The 18271-nt window shown below is 66.7% G+C and carries 20 protein-coding genes; 12 read left to right on the top strand and 8 right to left on the bottom strand.

Annotated features, from left to right (window positions below; all coding sequences use genetic code 11):
* The first annotated feature begins 47 nt into the window (after positions 1-47).
* A complete protein-coding gene (locus Q4G50_RS00075) occupies positions 48-746 on the top strand; it encodes a pirin family protein (RefSeq protein WP_303375601.1) in 699 nt (232 codons plus the stop codon).
* Here the strand turns inward: Q4G50_RS00075 and Q4G50_RS00080 are convergent.
* The 3 genes from Q4G50_RS00080 to Q4G50_RS00090 are packed head-to-tail and all read right to left on the bottom strand — an operon-like array spanning position 736 to position 3831.
* Positions 736-1749, bottom strand: a complete 1014-nt coding sequence (locus tag Q4G50_RS00080) for an AbrB family transcriptional regulator (protein ID WP_303375736.1) — start codon at positions 1747-1749, stop codon at positions 736-738. The genes Q4G50_RS00075 and Q4G50_RS00080 overlap by 11 nt on opposite strands.
* A complete protein-coding gene (locus tag Q4G50_RS00085) occupies positions 1749-2798 on the bottom strand; it encodes an AbrB family transcriptional regulator (RefSeq protein ID WP_303375602.1) in 1050 nt (349 codons plus the stop codon). Before Q4G50_RS00085 ends, Q4G50_RS00080 begins: the two co-directional genes overlap by 1 nt.
* A 37-nt stretch (positions 2799-2835) precedes the next feature.
* On the bottom strand, positions 2836-3831 hold the full coding sequence (locus tag Q4G50_RS00090; protein ID WP_303375603.1) for a hypothetical protein: 996 nt from the start codon (positions 3829-3831) through the stop codon (positions 2836-2838).
* Positions 3832-3897: 66 nt separating this feature from the next.
* Here Q4G50_RS00090 and Q4G50_RS00095 point away from each other — a divergent pair, with 66 nt between their 5' ends.
* Positions 3898-4662 (top strand): TSUP family transporter, encoded by a 765-nt coding sequence (locus tag Q4G50_RS00095; protein ID WP_303375604.1) that lies wholly within the window; start codon positions 3898-3900, stop codon positions 4660-4662.
* Positions 4663-4727: 65 nt separating this feature from the next.
* Entirely contained in the window at positions 4728-4988 is a 261-nt protein-coding gene (locus tag Q4G50_RS00100; protein ID WP_303375605.1) for a hypothetical protein, read from the top strand.
* Here the strand turns inward: Q4G50_RS00100 and Q4G50_RS00105 are convergent, their stop codons facing one another.
* Together Q4G50_RS00105 and Q4G50_RS00110 are read right to left on the bottom strand one after the other, a co-directional pair.
* Entirely contained in the window at positions 4989-7292 is a 2304-nt protein-coding gene (locus Q4G50_RS00105; RefSeq protein ID WP_303375606.1) for an ATP-dependent RNA helicase, read from the bottom strand.
* Positions 7285-7920 carry a sugar O-acetyltransferase gene (locus tag Q4G50_RS00110; protein ID WP_303375607.1) on the bottom strand — a complete coding sequence of 212 codons (636 nt, stop codon included), beginning with the start codon at positions 7918-7920 and terminating at the stop codon, positions 7285-7287. The genes Q4G50_RS00105 and Q4G50_RS00110 overlap by 8 nt, the downstream gene beginning before the upstream one ends.
* Before the next feature lie 25 nt (positions 7921-7945).
* On the opposite strand from Q4G50_RS00110, the gene Q4G50_RS00115 reads away from it, so the two are divergent.
* From Q4G50_RS00115 to Q4G50_RS00150, 8 genes are all read left to right on the top strand, one after another.
* The gene (locus Q4G50_RS00115) at positions 7946-8620 is read left to right on the top strand and encodes an alpha-ketoglutarate-dependent dioxygenase AlkB (RefSeq protein WP_303375608.1); all 675 of its coding nucleotides are present in this window, start codon (positions 7946-7948) and stop codon (positions 8618-8620) included.
* 155 nt (positions 8621-8775) lie between these two features.
* On the top strand, positions 8776-9900 hold the full coding sequence (locus tag Q4G50_RS00120; protein ID WP_303375609.1) for a hypothetical protein: 1125 nt from the start codon (positions 8776-8778) through the stop codon (positions 9898-9900).
* A gap of 25 nt (positions 9901-9925) precedes the next feature.
* The gene (locus tag Q4G50_RS00125; RefSeq protein ID WP_303375610.1) at positions 9926-10642 is read left to right on the top strand and encodes an SDR family NAD(P)-dependent oxidoreductase; all 717 of its coding nucleotides are present in this window, start codon (positions 9926-9928) and stop codon (positions 10640-10642) included.
* Positions 10643-10667: 25 nt separating this feature from the next.
* Positions 10668-10961, top strand: coding sequence for an RNA-binding S4 domain-containing protein (locus Q4G50_RS00130; RefSeq protein WP_303375611.1), 294 nt, complete (start codon positions 10668-10670; stop codon positions 10959-10961).
* Positions 10962-11771, top strand: a complete 810-nt coding sequence (locus tag Q4G50_RS00135; protein ID WP_303375612.1) for a VOC family protein — start codon at positions 10962-10964, stop codon at positions 11769-11771.
* A gap of 10 nt (positions 11772-11781) precedes the next feature.
* Positions 11782-12345, top strand: a complete 564-nt coding sequence (locus Q4G50_RS00140) for a hypothetical protein (RefSeq protein WP_303375613.1) — start codon at positions 11782-11784, stop codon at positions 12343-12345.
* A complete protein-coding gene (locus Q4G50_RS00145) occupies positions 12320-12604 on the top strand; it encodes an MGMT family protein (protein WP_303375614.1) in 285 nt (94 codons plus the stop codon). The genes Q4G50_RS00140 and Q4G50_RS00145 overlap by 26 nt, the downstream gene beginning before the upstream one ends.
* Positions 12601-13647 (top strand): YihY/virulence factor BrkB family protein, encoded by a 1047-nt coding sequence (locus tag Q4G50_RS00150; protein WP_303375615.1) that lies wholly within the window; start codon positions 12601-12603, stop codon positions 13645-13647. The genes Q4G50_RS00145 and Q4G50_RS00150 overlap by 4 nt, the downstream gene beginning before the upstream one ends.
* A 573-nt stretch (positions 13648-14220) precedes the next feature.
* On the opposite strand, the gene Q4G50_RS00155 is transcribed toward Q4G50_RS00150, so the two are convergent.
* Positions 14221-14463, bottom strand: a complete 243-nt coding sequence (locus Q4G50_RS00155) for a hypothetical protein (RefSeq protein ID WP_303375616.1) — start codon at positions 14461-14463, stop codon at positions 14221-14223.
* A gap of 155 nt (positions 14464-14618) precedes the next feature.
* Complete coding sequence (locus tag Q4G50_RS00160) at positions 14619-15512, bottom strand: alpha/beta hydrolase (RefSeq protein WP_303375617.1); 894 nt, start codon at positions 15510-15512, stop codon at positions 14619-14621.
* A 69-nt stretch (positions 15513-15581) separates the two neighbouring features.
* Here Q4G50_RS00160 and Q4G50_RS00165 point away from each other — a divergent pair, with 69 nt between their 5' ends.
* Positions 15582-16202 carry a hypothetical protein gene (locus Q4G50_RS00165; protein ID WP_303375618.1) on the top strand — a complete coding sequence of 207 codons (621 nt, stop codon included), beginning with the start codon at positions 15582-15584 and terminating at the stop codon, positions 16200-16202.
* A 102-nt stretch (positions 16203-16304) separates the two neighbouring features.
* Here the strand turns inward: Q4G50_RS00165 and Q4G50_RS00170 are convergent, their stop codons facing one another.
* Positions 16305-18245 carry a M13 family metallopeptidase gene (locus tag Q4G50_RS00170; protein ID WP_303375619.1) on the bottom strand — a complete coding sequence of 647 codons (1941 nt, stop codon included), beginning with the start codon at positions 18243-18245 and terminating at the stop codon, positions 16305-16307.
* Positions 18246-18271 lie beyond the last annotated feature (26 nt).

Genomic DNA, 18271 nt, shown 5'->3' on the forward strand with positions numbered 1-18271 from the left:
CACTGTAGGGGGTGACAAGCCTCCCCGCACCCGCTAAGCTTGCTGACATGACAACAACAGTGGTTCGCAGTGAGGAGCGCGATCGGTGGCGCGACGCCGCCATCGATTCGCGGCAGTCCTTCCCCGCCACCGGCAACTTCGATCTGGAGGCCAATGCTTTCGGCCTCCTCCTCGTCCACAACGACGACACCGTGGCGCCCGGTGAGGGCTTTGACATGCACTTTCACAAGGACGTGGAGATTGTCACCTGGGTCATCGAGGGTGCTGTCCACCACCGCGACTCCGGTTCCGAGCACATCACCGAGGTCCGCGCCGGTATGGCGCAGCACATCTCCGCCGGTTCCGGCGTGCGCCATTCGGAGGTCAACGCCGGCGGTTACACGTCCGGCCGCACGGTCCGCGTGGTGCAGTCGTGGTTGCCCGCCGATGAGCTCGGCACCCCGCCCTCGCACGCCAGCCACGATTTTTCCGGTAGGCAGGGCCTGACGCAGATCGCGGGTCCGGGTTCGCCGTTGCCGCTCGGCACCTCCGGTGCCTCCCTGTACATCGCGCTTATCGACGCCACCCCCCTCACCGTTCCCGGTTCCGCCTATGTTCATCTCTACGTCCTGTCCGGGCGTATCGACGTCGCCGGGCACACCCTCGCGGAGGGTGATGTGCTGCGGGGTCGGGACGTCGAGAAGCTTGAGGTGACCGGTGACGGCGAGATCCTCGTGTGGATGATGGATCGGGCGATCAACGCCTGAGCAGGCGGGGCAGGTAGCCGGCGACGATGAGCAGGGTGATCAGGCGGATGAGCTGGATCGCCACCACGGCGGGCCCGGCCCCACCTTCCGAGGACAGCGCGAGGACGGTTTCCAGCGCGCCGGGGCTGGTCGCCAGATAAGCCTCGAAGTAGGTGATGTCCAGCCACCAGGCCAGGGGGAAGGCGGTGGCGGCGCACGCGCCGATGACCACGACGATGAAGGTCACCGTCGCCGGCAATTGCCGCGCGAAGACGCGCAGCGCAGGCACGGAGAGCGCGCCGCCGCACAGCCAGCCGATCGCCAGGAAGGCGGCGATGCGGAAGGGCTCGGGTGGCAGCAGCGACCACGGAAATAAAAGGCCGAGGGCCACGGTGATGAGCAGTGGGCCGAGCACACTGGGCACCGGCAGGCGCACGAGGCGACCGAGCGTCTCGCCGAAGTAGGCGATCAGCGCGATGGCTATCACCATGAACCACGGTTGGGGGGCGGTGTCGGTGACGAACATGCCGCCCGGCTGGTGGAACAGCGCGGTGACCAGCGGCAGCGTCACTGACACGGCCAACAGGCGGAGGTACTGGGCCAGGGCCACGAAGCGATAATCGGCACCCAGTTCCCTCGCCAGGACGGGCAGAATCGACGCCCCGCCGGCCAGCATGGATAGGATGCCGGTCTCGCGAGAGATCTCCGCTTCCCGGCGGGCGAGCAGCAGCCCGCCTGCCACGCCGATGCCGATGGTCACCACTGACACCAACAGCCCCGGGACGAGGAGCCCACCGAGCGTCGCCAGCGGAATCCCCACCAGGGGCAGGCCGGCCAGCATGCCGATGACACCGCGGCCAAAACGGTAGACGCCGACGTTCACGTCCAGCTCCCGGCCCGTGCCCAGCGCCATCGCCCCCGACACGATGATCGCCGCGAGGATCCACGCCGCCGGCACGTTCCAGGAGGCGAACAGCCAGCCCACGGCTATCGACGCCGGGGCGACGACCGCCCACCGCCACATCAGCGCCCCCGCAACAGGAAGCGCAGGATCTGCGGCAGCCAACCGGCGATGAGCAGCACTCCCAGCAGGCGGATGAGCTGGATCGCCACGACCGCCGGCCCCGCGCCGCCCTCCGAGGACAAGGCCAGGGCGGTCTCGATCGCGCCAGGGCTGGTGGCCAGGTACGCCTCAAAATAGGTGATGCCCACCCAGTGCATGATCGGGATGGCCAGCAGCGCGCACACCACGGACAGTCCGACGATGAAGATGATCGTCGCGGGCAGCTGCCGGGCGAAAAGTCGCAACGCGGGCATGGACAGCGCACCACCGCACATCCAGCCGACCACCAGGAAGGCGAACACCCGGAAGAATTCCGGCGGCTGCAGCGACCATTCCGCCGGCAATGTCAGCGCCAGTACCACCGTGATGGCCAGCGGGCCGAAGATGCCGGGGGAGGGCAGGCGCAGGAGTTTGCCCAGGTCCATGCCGAAAAATGCGATGAGCAGCACCACAGGGAACATCCACCAGTTCACCTCCGGCTGGGTGATCCCGGCAGCATCGGGCATAGTGAAAAAGGCCGTGACCAGCGGCAGGGTCATCGATACTGCCAGCAGACGCAGGTACTGAGACAGCGCGACGTAGCGGAAATCCGCCCCCAGCTCCTTCGCCAGCATGGGCATCACCGATGACCCACCGGCCAGCATCGACAACACGCCCGTCTCCCGGGAAATCTCGGATTCCGTGCGCGCGAGCAGCAGCCCACCGATGATGCCGGCGGCCACCACGACCAGCGCCACGACCAGACCGGGTGCCAGGTACCCGGCAAGCTCACCGAGTGCCACGCCCGCCAGGGGGATGCCCGCGAGCATGCCGATCGTGCCGCGCCCTACCCGGTTGACGAACTTGTTCAGTGGCAGCTCCACCCCGCTGGCCAGCGCGGAGGCGCCCGACGCCAGAATGCCGGCGAGGATCCACCCGGCGGGCACGTTCCACCAGGCAAACAACAATCCGAGGGCCACAGATGCAGGTGCGACAATCAACCAGCGAGTGACCACATTCTCGGACTTCATACCTCCGACACTACGGCGGGGGTCAAATCAAACCTGTTCAGTCGCGGAACTCTTCCACCTGCTCGGGCGTGATGCGCACGCCCTGGCCGGGTTCGAGGCCGATGGTGACGGTGTCCGCGTCGCGCAGGTCGACGACCGCGTTGCCTACCCGGTACATCTCGCCGCGGGCCAATGAGGCGAGGCCACTGGCATCCGGCGCGGTGTCGGTGCCGGTGTCTACCCGCGAGGGAGCGATCGTGTACGTGGCGTGGTTGCTGCCGTCGGGCCAGGTGAAGTCGGCGTGGCAGTCGGCGATGACACCGTCGTCACGCCCGATCTCACACTGCACTGACTGGTCCGCATTCAGTGGCAGCAGGTAGCGGCCGGTGGGCAATTCCGCGGCGTAGGGGCTGCCGTGGGCGTTGCCCGCCGGCGGCAAACCGGCCTGCGAATCGAGCGGCGGGTTGCGGAAATCAATGACAGGAACGACGCCGCGCAGCTCGTCCGGCGTGGAGTACGCCATGAGTTCCAGGTGGCCGTTCTCCAGGGAGTAGGTCTCCTCGGAGGTGCGCGGTTCCTGGTTGTGGTTCCAGGTGATCATCGCCGCGTTCTCGTGTAGGCGGCGCACATTATCGACGCCCGCGTACAAGTGCGGTTGATAGTTGTCCACCAACTGCTCGCCCGTAAACAGCACGACCGTCCCGGCCGGGCGGGCGTCGTCGCCGTTGATGTCGCCGATGGTGCCGTCGAGAAGCACCCACGACAGTGCGCTGCACGAATCGTAATTATTCTCCTGAATCTGGAAATGGAAGTACTCGGATGTGCTGGTGAGGATGCGGCTGGTGCGCAGGTGCTCGCCGAACTCGCTGTCGCGGAGGTCGCCGGACACGCAGCCCGGCGGGGTGGGCTCCGGGGAGCGGGCTTGGGTGGTGGATGTGGTGGATGTAGTGGTCGTCGGGGTGGGCGCGGCAGTATTGTCAGCGGGGGAGCACGCGAGCAGTGCCGTGGCGGCCAGTAGTGCGGCCACGGCGGTGGGCTGGCGGTGATGACGCATGATGATCGACCTCCTTCTCTTTAACCTTAAATCGTATTGTGTAGCAAAGTGTTAGCGGGAGGCCCTATGGAACTGGAGCTCGGCGGCTGGGCCGTCCTGGTCTTCGGTGCGCTGATCGCGGGCTGGATCGACGCGGTGATCGGCGGCGGCGGATTGGTGCTCATTCCGCTGCTCATGGCGGTGGTTCCAGGTCTGGCGCCGGCGACGGCACTGGGCACGAATAAGTTGGTGAGCATCTCCGGAACGACATCCGCGGCGTGGACCCTGGTGCGTCGAGTTCGCCCGCCGATCACGCCCGGTTATGTGGTGCTGGGCCTCGTGTGCTCGGGGGCGGGTGCCCTGTCGGCCGCGCTTATCGACGCCACCGTCCTCCGCCCCCTCATCATCGTCTTGCTCCTCGCTGTCGGGACGTTCGTGGCGCTGCGCCCGCAATTCGGCACGGAGACTGGCGGCGCGGCGGTGGGGAGGTGGCGTCGCTGGGTGGTGCTGTTGCTCGTCGGCGTCATCGCGTTTTATGACGGTATCTTCGGCCCCGGCACCGGCATGTTCCTCATCATGGCGTTCACGGCGGTGCTCTCCCAGGATTTCCTGCGGTCTGCGGCGCTGGCGAAGGTGGTCAACTCCACCACCAACCTGGGTGCCCTGCTGGTGTTCATTCTCGGTGGTCACGTGTGGTGGCAGCTCGGCCTGGTGCTCGCGGTGGCGAACATCATCGGCGCGCAACTGGGGGCGCGGACCGTGCTCGGCGGGGGCGCGCGTTTTGTGCGGGCGGCGCTGCTGGTGCTCGTGGTGGTGATGAGTGCCTATCTGGGATGGCAGCAGTTCCAGTAACCTTTATTGGCAGAAACTTTCGAATCTGGCAGGGAAATATCAGTTCGCAGGCTTAACATCGAGGCATGAGCATCACAAAGGTCATTCCTTCCGGCCATGATGGGCAGGACCGCCGGGTCCGTCAAGTCACCGCACCGCTGGATTTGCTGGGCGATTCCGCCGCCACCCTTGACTTCCTCAGCGTCGAGTTCTCCCTGGCGAAGGCAAGCGGGAATAAGTGCCTGGAGATCGCTGCCTCCGCGACGCTGCTGCCCCTGCTGGCGACCGCTGCCGGCGCTTTCGACGCCGCCGACATGCCCGAGTACTTCCGTCTGGTGGAGGAATAATCACATCCGTTTCTTGGTCCGCGCCGTCGCAGGGGCCGTCCACGGATCCTCCGGCCACGGGTGCTTCGGGTACCGCCCGCGCATCTCCGCCCTGACCTGCGCATAGGGCCCCGACCAGAAACTGGCCAGATCATCGGTCACGGCCAAGGGGCGCCCGGCGGGGGAAAGAAGATGAAACTGTACCGGTACGCCCGCGAGCGTGGGGGATTCGGCCAGGCCGAAACACTCCTGCAGTTTGACGCTGACCACCGGCCGCCCGCTGGAGTAATCCACACGGTGCCGGCTCCCGCTGGGCACCACCAGACGCTCAGGGGCCAGCTCATCGAGCCGCGTCGCCTCCGGCCACGGCAGCAGTCGCTGGAGGGCGGGGTACATGTCGATGTTGCTTATCGACGTCCCCCGCGCCACCTTCTCCAGTTCCGGCCCGAGCCAGGTCTGCGGGTCGGCCTGCTCTACGTCCGGCCACGGCTGGCCGAGCTGTTCGTGGAGGTAGTCCAGCCGCTCCCGGAGCCCTTGGGCGGCCGCGGAGAAACGGAACATGCCCAGCCCCTCCTTCTCCACGGCGCGGGCCAGCGCTTCCGCGGCCTGATCCGGCGGGACCTGCACCGGGGTGGAACTGAGTTCGATGGCGCCGAGGCTCAAGAGCTTCCGTCCGCGGACCTTCCCGTCCCTGATGTGCGCCACAATGTCCTCCGACACCCCGACGACTTCCCGGGCCTGCGCTTCCGTCAGGCGCGCCGCGGCACGGATCGTCGCGCCCGTTCGCCCGCTGCTGCGGGTGACCTCGGCGACAGCGAGCCACGGCGCACCCGTCAGCCCCAAATCGCCGGGCAACACGGCACGCGTGCCGCTGACCAGCAGGTATTCCTCGCCGACGCGCCGGGCCACCCGGCCGGGGAAGGCCAACGCGGTGATGACACCGGGATCAGACTCCCCGGAACCGCCGCGCACCAGTTTCTCTAGGCGGCGCACCTCCCGCGCTGGGGCTTGCCCCCGGGCCACGTCGCCGCGCGGGGAATCAGCCAGCACCGCCACCGTCCGGGCGGCCGCCGGACCACACTCGACCAGGGCGCGCCCCAACCGCGGATCCACGGGCATCGCCGCCAGCTGGCGGCCCAGGTCGGTGGCCGCCCCGTCGGCGTCAATGGCACCGATGCCGCGCAGCACCGTCTCGGCGGAGTGGAGGGCGGGGGAGGGAGGGGCGTCGGCAAGCGGGAGCCCTTCGCCGCGGGGCGTGCCCCACACGGCCATCGTCAGGGCAGCCTGCGTGAGGTCGCTGGTGGCGATCTCCGGGGTGATATTCGGGCGGAACTGCTGGTAGTCGGCTTGCGAATAGGCGCGCAGCACCCGGCCCGGGCCCTCACGCCCCGCACGCCCGGCGCGCTGATCCACCGTCGACTGCGCCGCGGAAACGGTGACCAGGCCGGTCATGTCGCGGGTGGCATCGCGGCGCGGCACGCGCGAGAGCCCCGAATCCACCACCACGCGCACCCCGGGGACGGTGAGTGAGGACTCGGCGATGGACGTCGCCACGATCACCTGCGCCTGCCCGGACAGCGCCGCGTCCTGCTCGCGGGCGTCGAGCTGGCCATGCAGCGGCACCGCCCCCGGGATGCGGTCGACCAGGTAGGACACTTCGCGCACACCCGGGACGAAAACGAGCACGGCCTCATCATGGCCGCGGGCCAGACCTGCCAGATGGTCGAGGAACTCCCGCGTGTTGCCAACGCGCCCGGGATGCGGGGCATAGTCGATGCGCAGCGGGTGCGTGACGGCGGGGGTGTCCAGCACCGGCGCATTCATGAGGCCTGCGAACTTCTCGACGTCGAGTGTCGCCGACATCGCCACCACCGCCAGGTCATCGCGCAGTTCCGCCAGCTCCAGCAGCATGCCCAGCACCAGATCGGTGTCCAGCTGGCGCTCATGCACCTCATCGACCGCGACGGCCGCCACGCCGCTGAGCTCCGGGTCGGCCATGAGACGGCGCAGCAACACGCCCGGGGTCATGAACTCCACCAGCTCACCCGGATGGTGCTCCCCGCGCACCGAGAAGCCGACGCGCTCGCCGATCCGGGAGCCGTCGAGATGCGCCAGACGCCGGGCCGCCGCCCGCACTGCCACCCGCCGGGGTGCGGTGACCAGCACTTTCCCGCCCGTGTGGTTGTGCAGGGCGGGCGGCACGAGCGTCGTCTTACCCGTGCCCGGTGGCGCCTGCACCACCAGCGTGCGCTCCAACAATCCGGGCAGCTGATCGATCGTCCGGGCCACCGGCAGGCCCGCGCCGATGCGCCCGAGATCAAACATTCTGACCGGTGACCGGCACTCCATCGGGAAGCTCGGTGCGTTCCAGCTCGCCCTCGGTGAGCGAGCGCACCACCCGCGCCGGGGATCCGAGCGCCAGAGAATCTTCGGGGATGTCCTTCGTCACCAGCGCCCCCGCGCCGATAACGCAGCGGTCGCCGATGCTCACCCCCGGCATGACGATGACCCCGGCTCCGAACCAGCAGTCCTCCCCGACGGTGATGGGACGAGCCTGCTCCCACCCGCCGCGGCGCATCTCCACATCGTGGAGCGGGTGGCCGACGGTGATGAACTGACATCCCGGGCCGACGAGGGTGCGGGCGCCGAAGGAGATGTCGGCGACGTCGAGAAGCACCGTATTGACGTTGAGGAAACACCCCTTACCGAAGCTCACATGCCCGTATTCCAGAAACAGCGGGGCGAATACCTCCGGCACGTGCGGGCTGTCGGGCATGATCTCCCCGAGTAGCTCCTCCGCGCGCTCGGATTCCGTGTTGGCCAGCGCGTTGAACTCCTTGAGCAGCCGCGCGACCTCATCGTGGCGTGCGGACACCTCCGCGGAGGCGGGCAGGTACCAGCGGCCGGCCCGTAGATCGTCCAGGGTGCTGTAGGTTGTGGGATCAAAGCTCATAGAAGTGATTGTCCCAGGAAACCCCATGCTTTTCGACGTCCCCCGCCCCGCCGCCCGCATCCGCGACGGCGTCGCGCACCTGCCTGGGTTCCTCGGGCTGCAGGAGCAGGCCGAGCTGGTCGCGCAGGGCCGGGACATCGCCCGCTCGGTGGCTGGCACCCCCGTGGCGATGGCCCGGCCCGTGGTCGGATCAGGCCAGATGAGCGTGTACACCTTGTCGCTGGGCAGGTTCTGGGTGGCCAACCCCTACCGCTACGTCACCTCTGTCGGCGGGGTCGATGCCGCGGCCATTCCTGGGGCGTGGGCGGGGTTGGCGCAACGGGCACTGGAAGCGGCGGCTGCGGTGGCGGATGAACTCGCACCCTGGGCCGACGGGAGCTTCCGCGCCGAAGCCACCCTGGTCAACTACTACACCCCCGACGCGACCATGGGCCTGCATGTCGACGCCAACGAGATCTCCGAGGCCCCGGTGGTCTCCCTGTCCATCGGGGACGAGGCACTCTTCCGCATCGGGCACACCGAGGGGCGCACCCGCCCCTGGGATGACGTCACGCTCATGTCCGGTGACCTCATGGTTTTCGGTGGCCCGGCGCGCCGGGCTTATCACGGGGTGCCGGTGGTACGTCCTGGGACGGCGCCGGAGGGGTGCGGGCTGCGTGAGGGGCGGTTGAACATCACCTTCCGGCAGGTGGAGGTGTAGGGCGTGTGCAAAAGTTGATGTACATACAAGTGGCGAACAGGCATTATGCACGTATTTGAATGCTGTTCAGGTGGATGTTTGCACACCGGGAACCTTTCGCCATTCCCCGCAGTCCAATAGTGGTGACCGTACTGGGGGCGCGAGAGAGGAATGGGATGGAATATCAGGGAGCTCGCATTGATGGATTGATCGCAGAGGGGCTCGGGAGGATTGTCGTCAAGGACGGCTCAACATTGGACAGCAGGGGACTGATCACACCGAAGCCGCTGCGGGAGGTGACGCTGAGTTCAGCGACCCACCTCGCCGCCCCTCTCGAGGACCCGGCAGTGACCGCCCAGGTGCACAAGCACTACCACCGGGTGACGCGGGATTATGTCATCGCGAGGAATCGGACCCGGCCCAACGCGTTGAGCGCCTTCACGGCGCAGTTTCATCCACGGGGCATGCGCTACGTCGTGAATGCGGCCACCCGCGCCGTGGCGCATCTCGCGGAGCGCCCTTCGGCTGTCGCCTCCCATTTCAGCGCGGCCGCCCTGCTGGGTATCACGGACTTTGCGGATGACGCCGACTCTTCGCTTCTGGGCCCTTACAGCCGGACGATAACCAGCGACGTTCAGCTGCCCACCGTGCGGCGGGCCCCCGTCAATCTCCCTACCTGGACCCTTCACCTCGGGGAGCGCCAGCTCAAGGTCACCCCGCCGATGCTCACGCTGGCGCATTGCCTGCGGGTGGTCCTCAGCAACGAACACGCCTGGCGAACACCGGCCGGTATGCCACATGCCGCCACGACCGTCCGGGCGGTGCAGCTCATTGACCGTTTCCGGCGGGAGTTCGGGCTGGCTGAGAAGGAGGTGGCGGAGGGGCTTCGGGGGCTCGTCGATAAGCGCAAGCTGGGCAGGATCCTCGCGCTCAGCGACGGTGGCGCGGACTCCCCGCCAGAAACTCTTGTGCGCCTCATTGCCCGTCACGCTGTTCCGGAGCTCGAATGGCAGTCCCAGGTTACGGTGCTCAAGGACGGAACCATCGGTGACGTCGACTCCGATCCGGCCACCATTCTCACGGTCCTCGATCTGGCAGCGATCGCCGAGCGCAGGTTCGTCTACTACGACGGTGACCATCATCTCGACCGCGCCCAGCGCGACAAGGATTCCCACATCACCGCGCAGCTCACCGCCTGGGGGTGGGGCGGGATCCGGGTGACGGCCGGGATGATCGACGCGGTTCACCAGCTGAACGCGCACCTCAGGGCCCTAAGCTTCCCCGAGTCCCGCGCCGCGTGACCCCGCCCGCCCCTACACTGGCCCCATGACTGAGAAGAAGATTGCTGTTATTACCGGTGGCGGCTCGGGCATTGGTGCCGCCGCAGCCGTCGCCCTCGCTGCGGATGGTTACCACGTGGTGGTGGCGGGTCGTCGCGTCGAGAAGCTGGAGGAGGTTGCCGCGCGCACGGGTGGCACGGCGCTGCGACTGGATGTCACGGATGATGCTTCCGTCGCTGATTTCGCCGCGGAGCTCAAGCAGCTCGGTAACGTCGATGTGCTGGTGAACAACGCCGGCGGCGCGCACGGCCTGGACACGTTGCGCGAGGCGAATCTGGAGGACTGGCAGGTCATGTACGACACGAATGTCCTCGGTGTCGTCCGTGTCACCAAGGCCCTGCTCCCGCTTATCGACGCCGCCGAAGGCCTCATCATCAACATCGGTTCCATGGCGTCGTTCACCGCCTACCCGGGTGGTTCCGGCTACAACGCCGCGAAGTTCGGCCTGCGGGCCCTGACCCGCGCTTTCCGCATGGAGGAGGTGGCCAACCCGATCCGCATCACCGAGATCGATCCGGGGCGCGTGGCCACCGATTTCTCCCTCGTGCGCTTCAAGGGCGATGCCGCCAAGGCGGATGCCGTCTACGCAGACAAGCTCAACCTCACGGCCGAAGACGTGGCGGAGGCGATCCGTTGGGTCGCCTCGCTGCCGAAGCACATGAACATCGACACGATGAACATCATGCCGCGGGACCAGGCCTGAGCCTGGCGGGCTAGACTGGGCGACCATGCACGCCCATGATGTTGCGATCCGCGACGAGACGATCAAGCTCGGCCAGTTCATCAAGCTCGCCAGCCTGGTGGCCACCGGCGGCGAGGCCAAGGAGGTCATCGCTGACGGGGAGGTCACGGTCAACGGCGAGGCCGACACCCGCCGCGGCCGCACCCTGCGCCACGGGGATGTCGTGTGCGTCGCCGGGCAGTGTGCGCGTGTGACGGCGGCCGCCGAGGGCGAGGATGATTTCTTCGACGAGGCCACCGCCGATGATGATTTCGATCCCGAGAAGTGGAGAAACCTCTAGATGCCCGCATTCGAGGCCGTCGGCGGCATGCCGTACTGGATTGACCTGACCACCTCCGACGTGCGGAAGTCCGCGCACTTCTACTCGCAGCTGCTGGGCTGGGAGATCGAGGGCGATGACTACCGCCTGGCACGTGTCGAGGGCTTGCCGGTCGCCGGGTTCATCCCGCAGCCGGAGGAGGGCGGCGCCTACCCCGACACGTGGGTCACCTATTTCCTCGCCGATGACATCGACGGCCAGGTCGCGCAGGTGCAGCGCCTCGGCGGTCGGGTGCTGGCGCAGCCCACTGAGGTGGGCATCGGCCGGATGGCTTTGCTTATCGACGCCGCCGGCGCCCTGTTCGGCCTCGTCGAACCGGGCGGCGAGGATGCTTTCATCGCCGCCGGTGAGCCGGGCACCCCGGTGTGGCACGAGCTCACCGCCACCGCCGGTTTCGATGAGGCCATCGACTTCTACCACGGCCTGCTCGACTGGGAGCTCGTCGCGATGGAGGCCTCCGAGGAGTTCACCTACACCACCGCCATGGTCGACGGCGCCCCCTTCGCCGGTATCTGGAAGGCGGAGGGTGCTTTCCCGCCGCAGGTTCCCAGCTTCTGGCAGTCCTACCTCGGCATCGCGGATATCGACGCCGCCGTCACCCGCGTCCCCGAACTCGGCGGCGAGGTCATCCGTGAACCCTGGGATACCGAGTTCGGCCGCATGTGCATCATCGCAGATTCCACCGGCGCGACCGTCACCCTGTGTGAGGTCGAGGAGTACGTCGAGCAGGACATCCGCGAATCCGACCCGCTGGAGGGCTTCGACCTCTAGACTCGGGCCCATGCGGGGGATTCTCGTTCTGGTGGCGGCGTGCGGGCTGGTGGCCTGCGACGGCGATGGCACGGTTCTGGAGGCGGAACCCAGCGTCGCAGTGGGGGACGCTGCCCGCCCAGTGACCTGGGAGGATGTTCTCAACGCCCCACTGACAGATCCCTGCGACGGGCTGCACCCCTCAGGCCACCTCAGCGATGGTGTCATGGCCGGGGAACCCGGAATGGGGGAGGTGCGGGTACGCGCGCAGTCGCCGGAGGATCCGCACATCGCATTCGGTGACTTCACCGGTGACGGTATCGACGACGCCGTCGTTAACGTCATCTGCACCACCGGCGGTAACATGGGCCGTTCCGCCCTGCAGTTCTACACCGACGGTGACACCTGGGTCACCGAACTCCTCTCCCAGGGTGATGAGGACCACCGCTCCGGCGGAATGACAGGCATCGAGATCATCGACCAGAAGGTGCACCTCACTTTCGCGCACTTTGCACCCGAGGACCCGAACTGCTGCCCTTCACTGGAGGACACCCAAGTCTGGATCTGGGATGGCCGAGATCTCATCCTCGGTTGAGGCGGTGCTGCGGGTCGTCGATAAGCTCTCTCCAGGTGAGGTAACTACCTACGGTGACGTGGCCGCGGAAGCCGGCACCGGCCCGCGCCAGGTAGGACGCATTATGGCCGAATACGGGCACCTGACCGCCTGGTGGCGAGTCGTGCGCGCCGACGGCTCCTCCCACGACCCCGCGCGCTCGGTCCCGCACTGGGACTCGGAGGGTATCCCCCACAACGGGCGGGCCGTGCGCTGGGCCGACTACGCTCGGGGATCATGAGCACCGCCTCCGGCCACCGACCCCGCCTCACCTCCCGCGGCTGGCGCTACGTCATCGGCCGGGCGATGCGCGAGTTCTGGCTCGGCGGCGGCACCGATCTCGCCGCCAAGCTGACCTTCTTTACCGTGCTATCCTTCGCGCCCACCATCCTGGCGGTGTATTCCCTGGCCACCGTCGTGCTGGCCAACAACTCCGAGCTCGTCGAGGAGCTGACCACCGACTTCATCGCCGGCTACGTGCCCGAGGAATACCGGGAGACGGTGCGCGGGATCATCGACATGGTCATCGGTTCGCAGACCGGGGGCGTCGTCGGTGTCATCGTCGGTGTGGCCATCGCCTTGTGGTCGGCCTCAGCCTATGTGCGCGCGTTCTCCCGCACGGCGAACTCGATCTACGACCAGATCGAGGGGCGCACCCTCATCCGCCTCTGGGCCACCATGTTCCTGCTCACGTTCGCACTGCTCATCGGCATCGTCGGGGTCCTGGTATCCGTCATGCTCAACGAGACCGTGGTCACTGCCACCCTGGGGCAGGTCGCCGAACCCCTCGGCCTGGGTGGCACCCTCGAATTTCTCCTCGGGGCGTTCCTACCCGTGTGGCGGTGGGTAAAATGGCCCATCATCTTCGCGCTGGTGGCCGTGCTCATCGCCGTGCTCTACTACTTCACACCCAACGTGAAGCAGGCGCGTTTTCGCTGGCTGAGCGTCGGGGCACTCGTCGCACTTTCCGGCCTGGCAATCGTGGCCGGCGGATTCTGGCTCTACCTCGCCTACTTCACGTCGCTGAGCTCCTACGGCGCGATCGGCACGATCCTGGCGCTTATGTTCGCGCTCTGGGGATCCAACATGATGCTCGTGCTCGGCATGAAAGTCGACGCCGAGATCGAGCGCGCCCGCCAGCTCAAAGAAGGCCTGCCCGCCGAAAAGGAGATCCAGCTCCCGCCGCGCGCGACCCGGCAGGTCGAGAAGCAGGAGGCCATGCGGGAAAAGCTGGAGTCCCGCGGCCGGGACCTGCGGGAGTCGCAGCCGGGCGGGGATGGGTGACTGCTACCGGATTGCCGGGAATCCCTATGTGTCTGGTTCGACCCGGGGCTTCTTCCGGATGGCTTTGGGGATCCGTGCTGGTCCCGCGATAAGACCCTCTGACCCAGGCCACAGCGATCCAACCATTCGACTCGCCGCACGCGGTGCCAGGTCCGCAGTTCCTCAACATTTAGCAGTGGTTCAAGGTGAGAGGCTCTGTTGCGGGCGTAGATCAGAAGTGACGACCAATAGTAGGCCGTTCCTGCTGAAGCATTGAACCCTGTCCCCGGGGAGCAAACCGTCGAGTTGACGTTAATAGCCTGATCCCACATATCTACCTGAGGAGCTCCCGCGCGTCCGCCCAAGCTGACCGGCCGAGGGAGCATGTGCTTCCAAGTTCCGAAAGTCAACGCTGCTACTAGGTCATCGTGGTTTGGGGCGGTGTTGGTTGGGCGTCCAAGGTGATCTTTCATTCCTCCGATAGCTCTGGCTTCCCACCATTGTGGGTGCAATTCGCCAGGCCTGCGAGAGCGATGGTTTCTCCAGGTGGGGGAGGGGGTGGATCGGACAATGTGCGCGAGGACTCCTTGCGGGTTAATTATCCACTCCTCGGTCCCCCCCTTTAAGAAGATTCCACTCCTTGAGTTTGAGGTCGATGGTACTGCGCAAGGCGACTTCTACGATCGCTAGTGTCCCGGACACCGCTGCTGCAGCATCGATGTTCCACTTGTAAAGCTCTAAGGCCAGCGCTGGGTCTTGGTGGGCTTCGTTCAGATAGGTCTGAAACCTTGGAGCAGGAATGTGATTGATTATCCTCTGGCGCGTGGTTGCTTTCATGGCCGTTCCTTCTTCCCCAGAGGACTGTCGGTTGACTAGAGTTCATCAGGGAACTACATTGTTATGTACTGAGCAGGCATCACCTGCAACCAAAAAGAAATTTCGGTCTCGAGCTTAACGCTCGGGACCGTTTTTCCTTTCCCAGCGCTCAGGCCCTATGCCTGCGCCCGCAGGAACTCCGCCACATCCGCCACCCGCTGCCGCGCGACCTCCGGGGTGGAGACGCGGTGGCGGGAGACGTACTCGCGCACCTCGTGGTCGCCGGTGTCCGGGCGCCCCGCAATCTCATCCTGGAGTGCGATCTGCACGAGGGTGCGCGGCCAGGTCTCCGGGCCGGGGACGGACTGCTCGGCGCGGACCTCATCGGGGAGACCGGCGACGCTGCCGAGGTCGGGGAAGGTGAGGAGCAGGGCGTCGACATGCGAGGCATTCATGGCCGCCAACGCTGCACCGGAGGAATAACCCCACGCGGTGATCGAGCAGGCGTTGTGGTGCTGGGCGTAACCGATGGCCTTACGCACCACGGCGTTCATCTCTGCGACGGTGGATTGTGGGGCCAGGGGGTAATCCAGGTCGAGGATGACCGTGCCGGAGCGCTGCGCCGCGGCCGCTACCTCGGGGCGCCAGGACATTTCCAGTGCGTTGCCGGAGCCCCGCCACCAGCCACCGGAGTGGAAGCTGATGGCCCAGGCGCCGCTCGGCTTGGAAGGGGTGAACAGGCGGCCGCCAACCTCGGGCACCTCGGAGACCTCGACTCCTGCGGACCACACCACCCCCGGCATGGAGTGGTCGAGGCCGGAACCGAGCATGAGCATCGCGGCGTGGGTGGTGCGGTCAGGCAGGCGGGCGATGTAGTTGTCGGCCGGATCCGGGTCACCTGCGCCACCCTTCCACGGTGGGGTGAAATCGGGGAGTTCATAGTGGGCGTCGAGGTAGGAGTAGAGCTGTTCCAGCTGTTCCTCGGCGGGCATCTCGCGGTCGACGCCGCCGACCTGGAACTCGGCGCGGAACTGCTCTTCCTGCAACTGCTCGGGTGTCTTTTCGCTCATGAAGGCCATGCTAGCGGTCATCCGGCTACGCTGGGACCAAGAACTTATCGACACAAAGGGAGCCCCACCATGAGCGGCGAAGCACTCATCTACGACGCAGACCTCGACCCCACGAAGGATGACCTGGCGGCGCGCTACGCAGGCATTGTCACCCTGCTGGGCAGCTACCGTCTGGTCGATCCGGAGGGTGAGGTGGGCATCGAGATCCTTATCGGCTCGGACCTTGATGGCCGCGGTGTTCAACTCCCTCTGACCTATCGTCCCTCCGAGCTCGATCCGGCGCACACCCTCACCGAGATGGAGCACAGCGTCCTCGGTCACCGCTGGGTGTCCAACGCGCTGGGCGATCCGGTGGCGGTCAAGCAGCTGCTGCGCACCATCCTCGAAGGCGATGACGGTGCCACGCGTTCTGACGGGGTGCCTGCCGCGCTGGATATCCGCGGTTCCGGGGACAAGGAAAAGGTCGAGATCGAGGACGTGGAGCTCACCGAAGTCACCCGCCAGCGGGCCGTCGGTTACGCGCGATTCAATGGTGAGCAGCGCGAATTTCAGCTCATCGTCCCGCACCTGCTGCGCCGCCTCAATCTCACCGGCACGGACGCCAACACCGCTCGCCTGCACCTGGTGGGGTGGCTGCCGTCCATGCCGGAGAAGCAGCGGGTCTGCGCGGAGCTGAGCATCCGCGAGTAGGGGGGGGGCAATCTGCAAAAGTCCCCCTGAACAGGGTTCAGTTTCGTGCATTTTCCCTGTTCGGGGGATGTCTGTATGGGGACTTTTGCAGGCGGGTGCCGCCTACCAGATGGTGACGCGCTCCGCGGGGCGGATCCACATGCCCGAGTCTTCCGTGACCTCGGGGAATGCCTGGTAGAACTCGTCGATGTTCGCGGCGATGACGTTGCAGCGGAACTCGGCGGGGGAGTGGGGGTCAATCGCCAGGTACTGCTGCGCCATCTCCGGGCGGATGGCGGTGCGCCACACCCGCGCCCAGGACAAAAACAGCCGCTGCAACCCGTTGAACTTACGGCCCACCAGCTCGGGGGAGGCATCCGTGGCCTCGAACTCGGCGAGGGGGGAGGTGTCGAAGGTGAGGCCGCGGTCGGCGAGGTAGCGTCGATAAGCAATGACGGCGATGCCGAGTCCACCGAGATCGCCGATGTTCTCCCCGAGGGTGAACTCGCCGTTGACGCCCTCGGAGTCGATGCCGGCGTCGCGCAGCACGGAGGGGATCAGGCCGGTGAACTGGCCGACGAGCTTGTCGGTGAGCTGCGTGAACGCCTCGCGATCCTCCTCGGTCCACCAGGAACGCAGGTTGCCGTGGCCGTCGTACTGGGAGCCCTGATCATCGAAACCGTGGCCGATCTCGTGGCCGATGACGGCACCGATGGCGCCGAAGTTCTCCGCGGCATCCATGTCGGGGGAGTAGAAGGGGGCGCGGAGGATAGCGGCGGGGAAGGTGATGTCGTTGACCACCGGGTTGTAGAAGGCGTTGACGGTCTGCGGGGTGCTAAACCATTCATCCCGGTCGGCGGGCTTGCCGATCTTGTCCAGCTCATAGTCCTGCAGGAACGCCGAGGCCGCGCGCACATTGTCCAGCAGCGCGCCGCCCGCGGCGGAGAACTCCAGGCCCTCATAGGAACGCCACACATCGGGGTAGCCGATCTTCGCCTTGAACTGATCGAGCTTTTCCAGTGCGCGCCCGCGGGTGGCCGGGGTCATCCACTCCAGCTCGGTGATGCGCTCGCGGTAGGCCTCCACGAGGTAGTCCACGAGCTCGAGCATCTCGGTCTTGGAGGACTCGGGGAAATGGCGCTCGACGAAAATGCGGCCCACTTCCTGGCCCACGAGGGATTCCACCAGGCTGACGCCGCGCTTCCAGCGGTCACGCTGCTGCGTCGCCCCGGAGAGCAGGGTGCCGTAGAACTCGAAGTTCTTGGCCCCGACCTCCTCGGGCAGCACGCCGGCGCGGGAGCGGAGGATGTGCCAGGTGGCCCAGAGCTGCCAGTCGGCGAGGCGGTCGTCGGTGAGCAGGCCGGCCAGGTGCTCCACATACGAGGGCATCATGGACACCAGCCGCTGGGCGGGCACGCCGGTGGCGGTGAGCAAGGAACGGATCACGGCCGGCAGGGAATCGAACTCCACCGGGTTGTACGTCTTCACCGCATCGCGGGTGGCCACCACATCCCAGTGGCCGGCGGCGATCTCCGTCTCCAGGGCGACGATGCGCTCGGTGGCGATCTCCGGGGTGAAGCCGAACAGGCGCGCCGGGTCGAGGAAGGCGAGCATGTCGGCGATGTGGCGTCGATATGCAGCCACAACAGTGGCGTGGCGCGGCTCGCGGTAATACGCCTCATCGGGCAGCCCCAGGCCCGACTGGATGAGGTAGGCGACGGCGTCCTCAGAGTCAGAATCCTTCTCCACCCAGAACGTCAGCGGGGCGGCGACGCCGAGACGCTCCAGCTCGCCGAGGCGGGCGGCGAAAGCGGTGGCATCGGGGGTGCTGAGCAGGTCGAGGTCCGCGTCGAGCGGGGCCATGCCCGCGGCGTTGACACCCGCGACGTCCATAAAGGAATCAAAAAGGGTGCCGGCGCGTCCGGTGTCGGTCTCGACGATGTCGCGGACATCGGCCTCGGCGTCATCGCGCAGCTTATGGAAGGTACCGTCGACGCCCCGGTCCTCCGGGATCACATGGGTGGCCAGCCAGGGGCCGTTGACGTACGCGTAGAGATCATTCATGCCACCACTGTAGGCGAGGACAAGGG

This window comes from Corynebacterium sp. (genome assembly GCF_030538285.1).
GTDB lineage: Bacteria > Actinomycetota > Actinomycetes > Mycobacteriales > Mycobacteriaceae > Corynebacterium.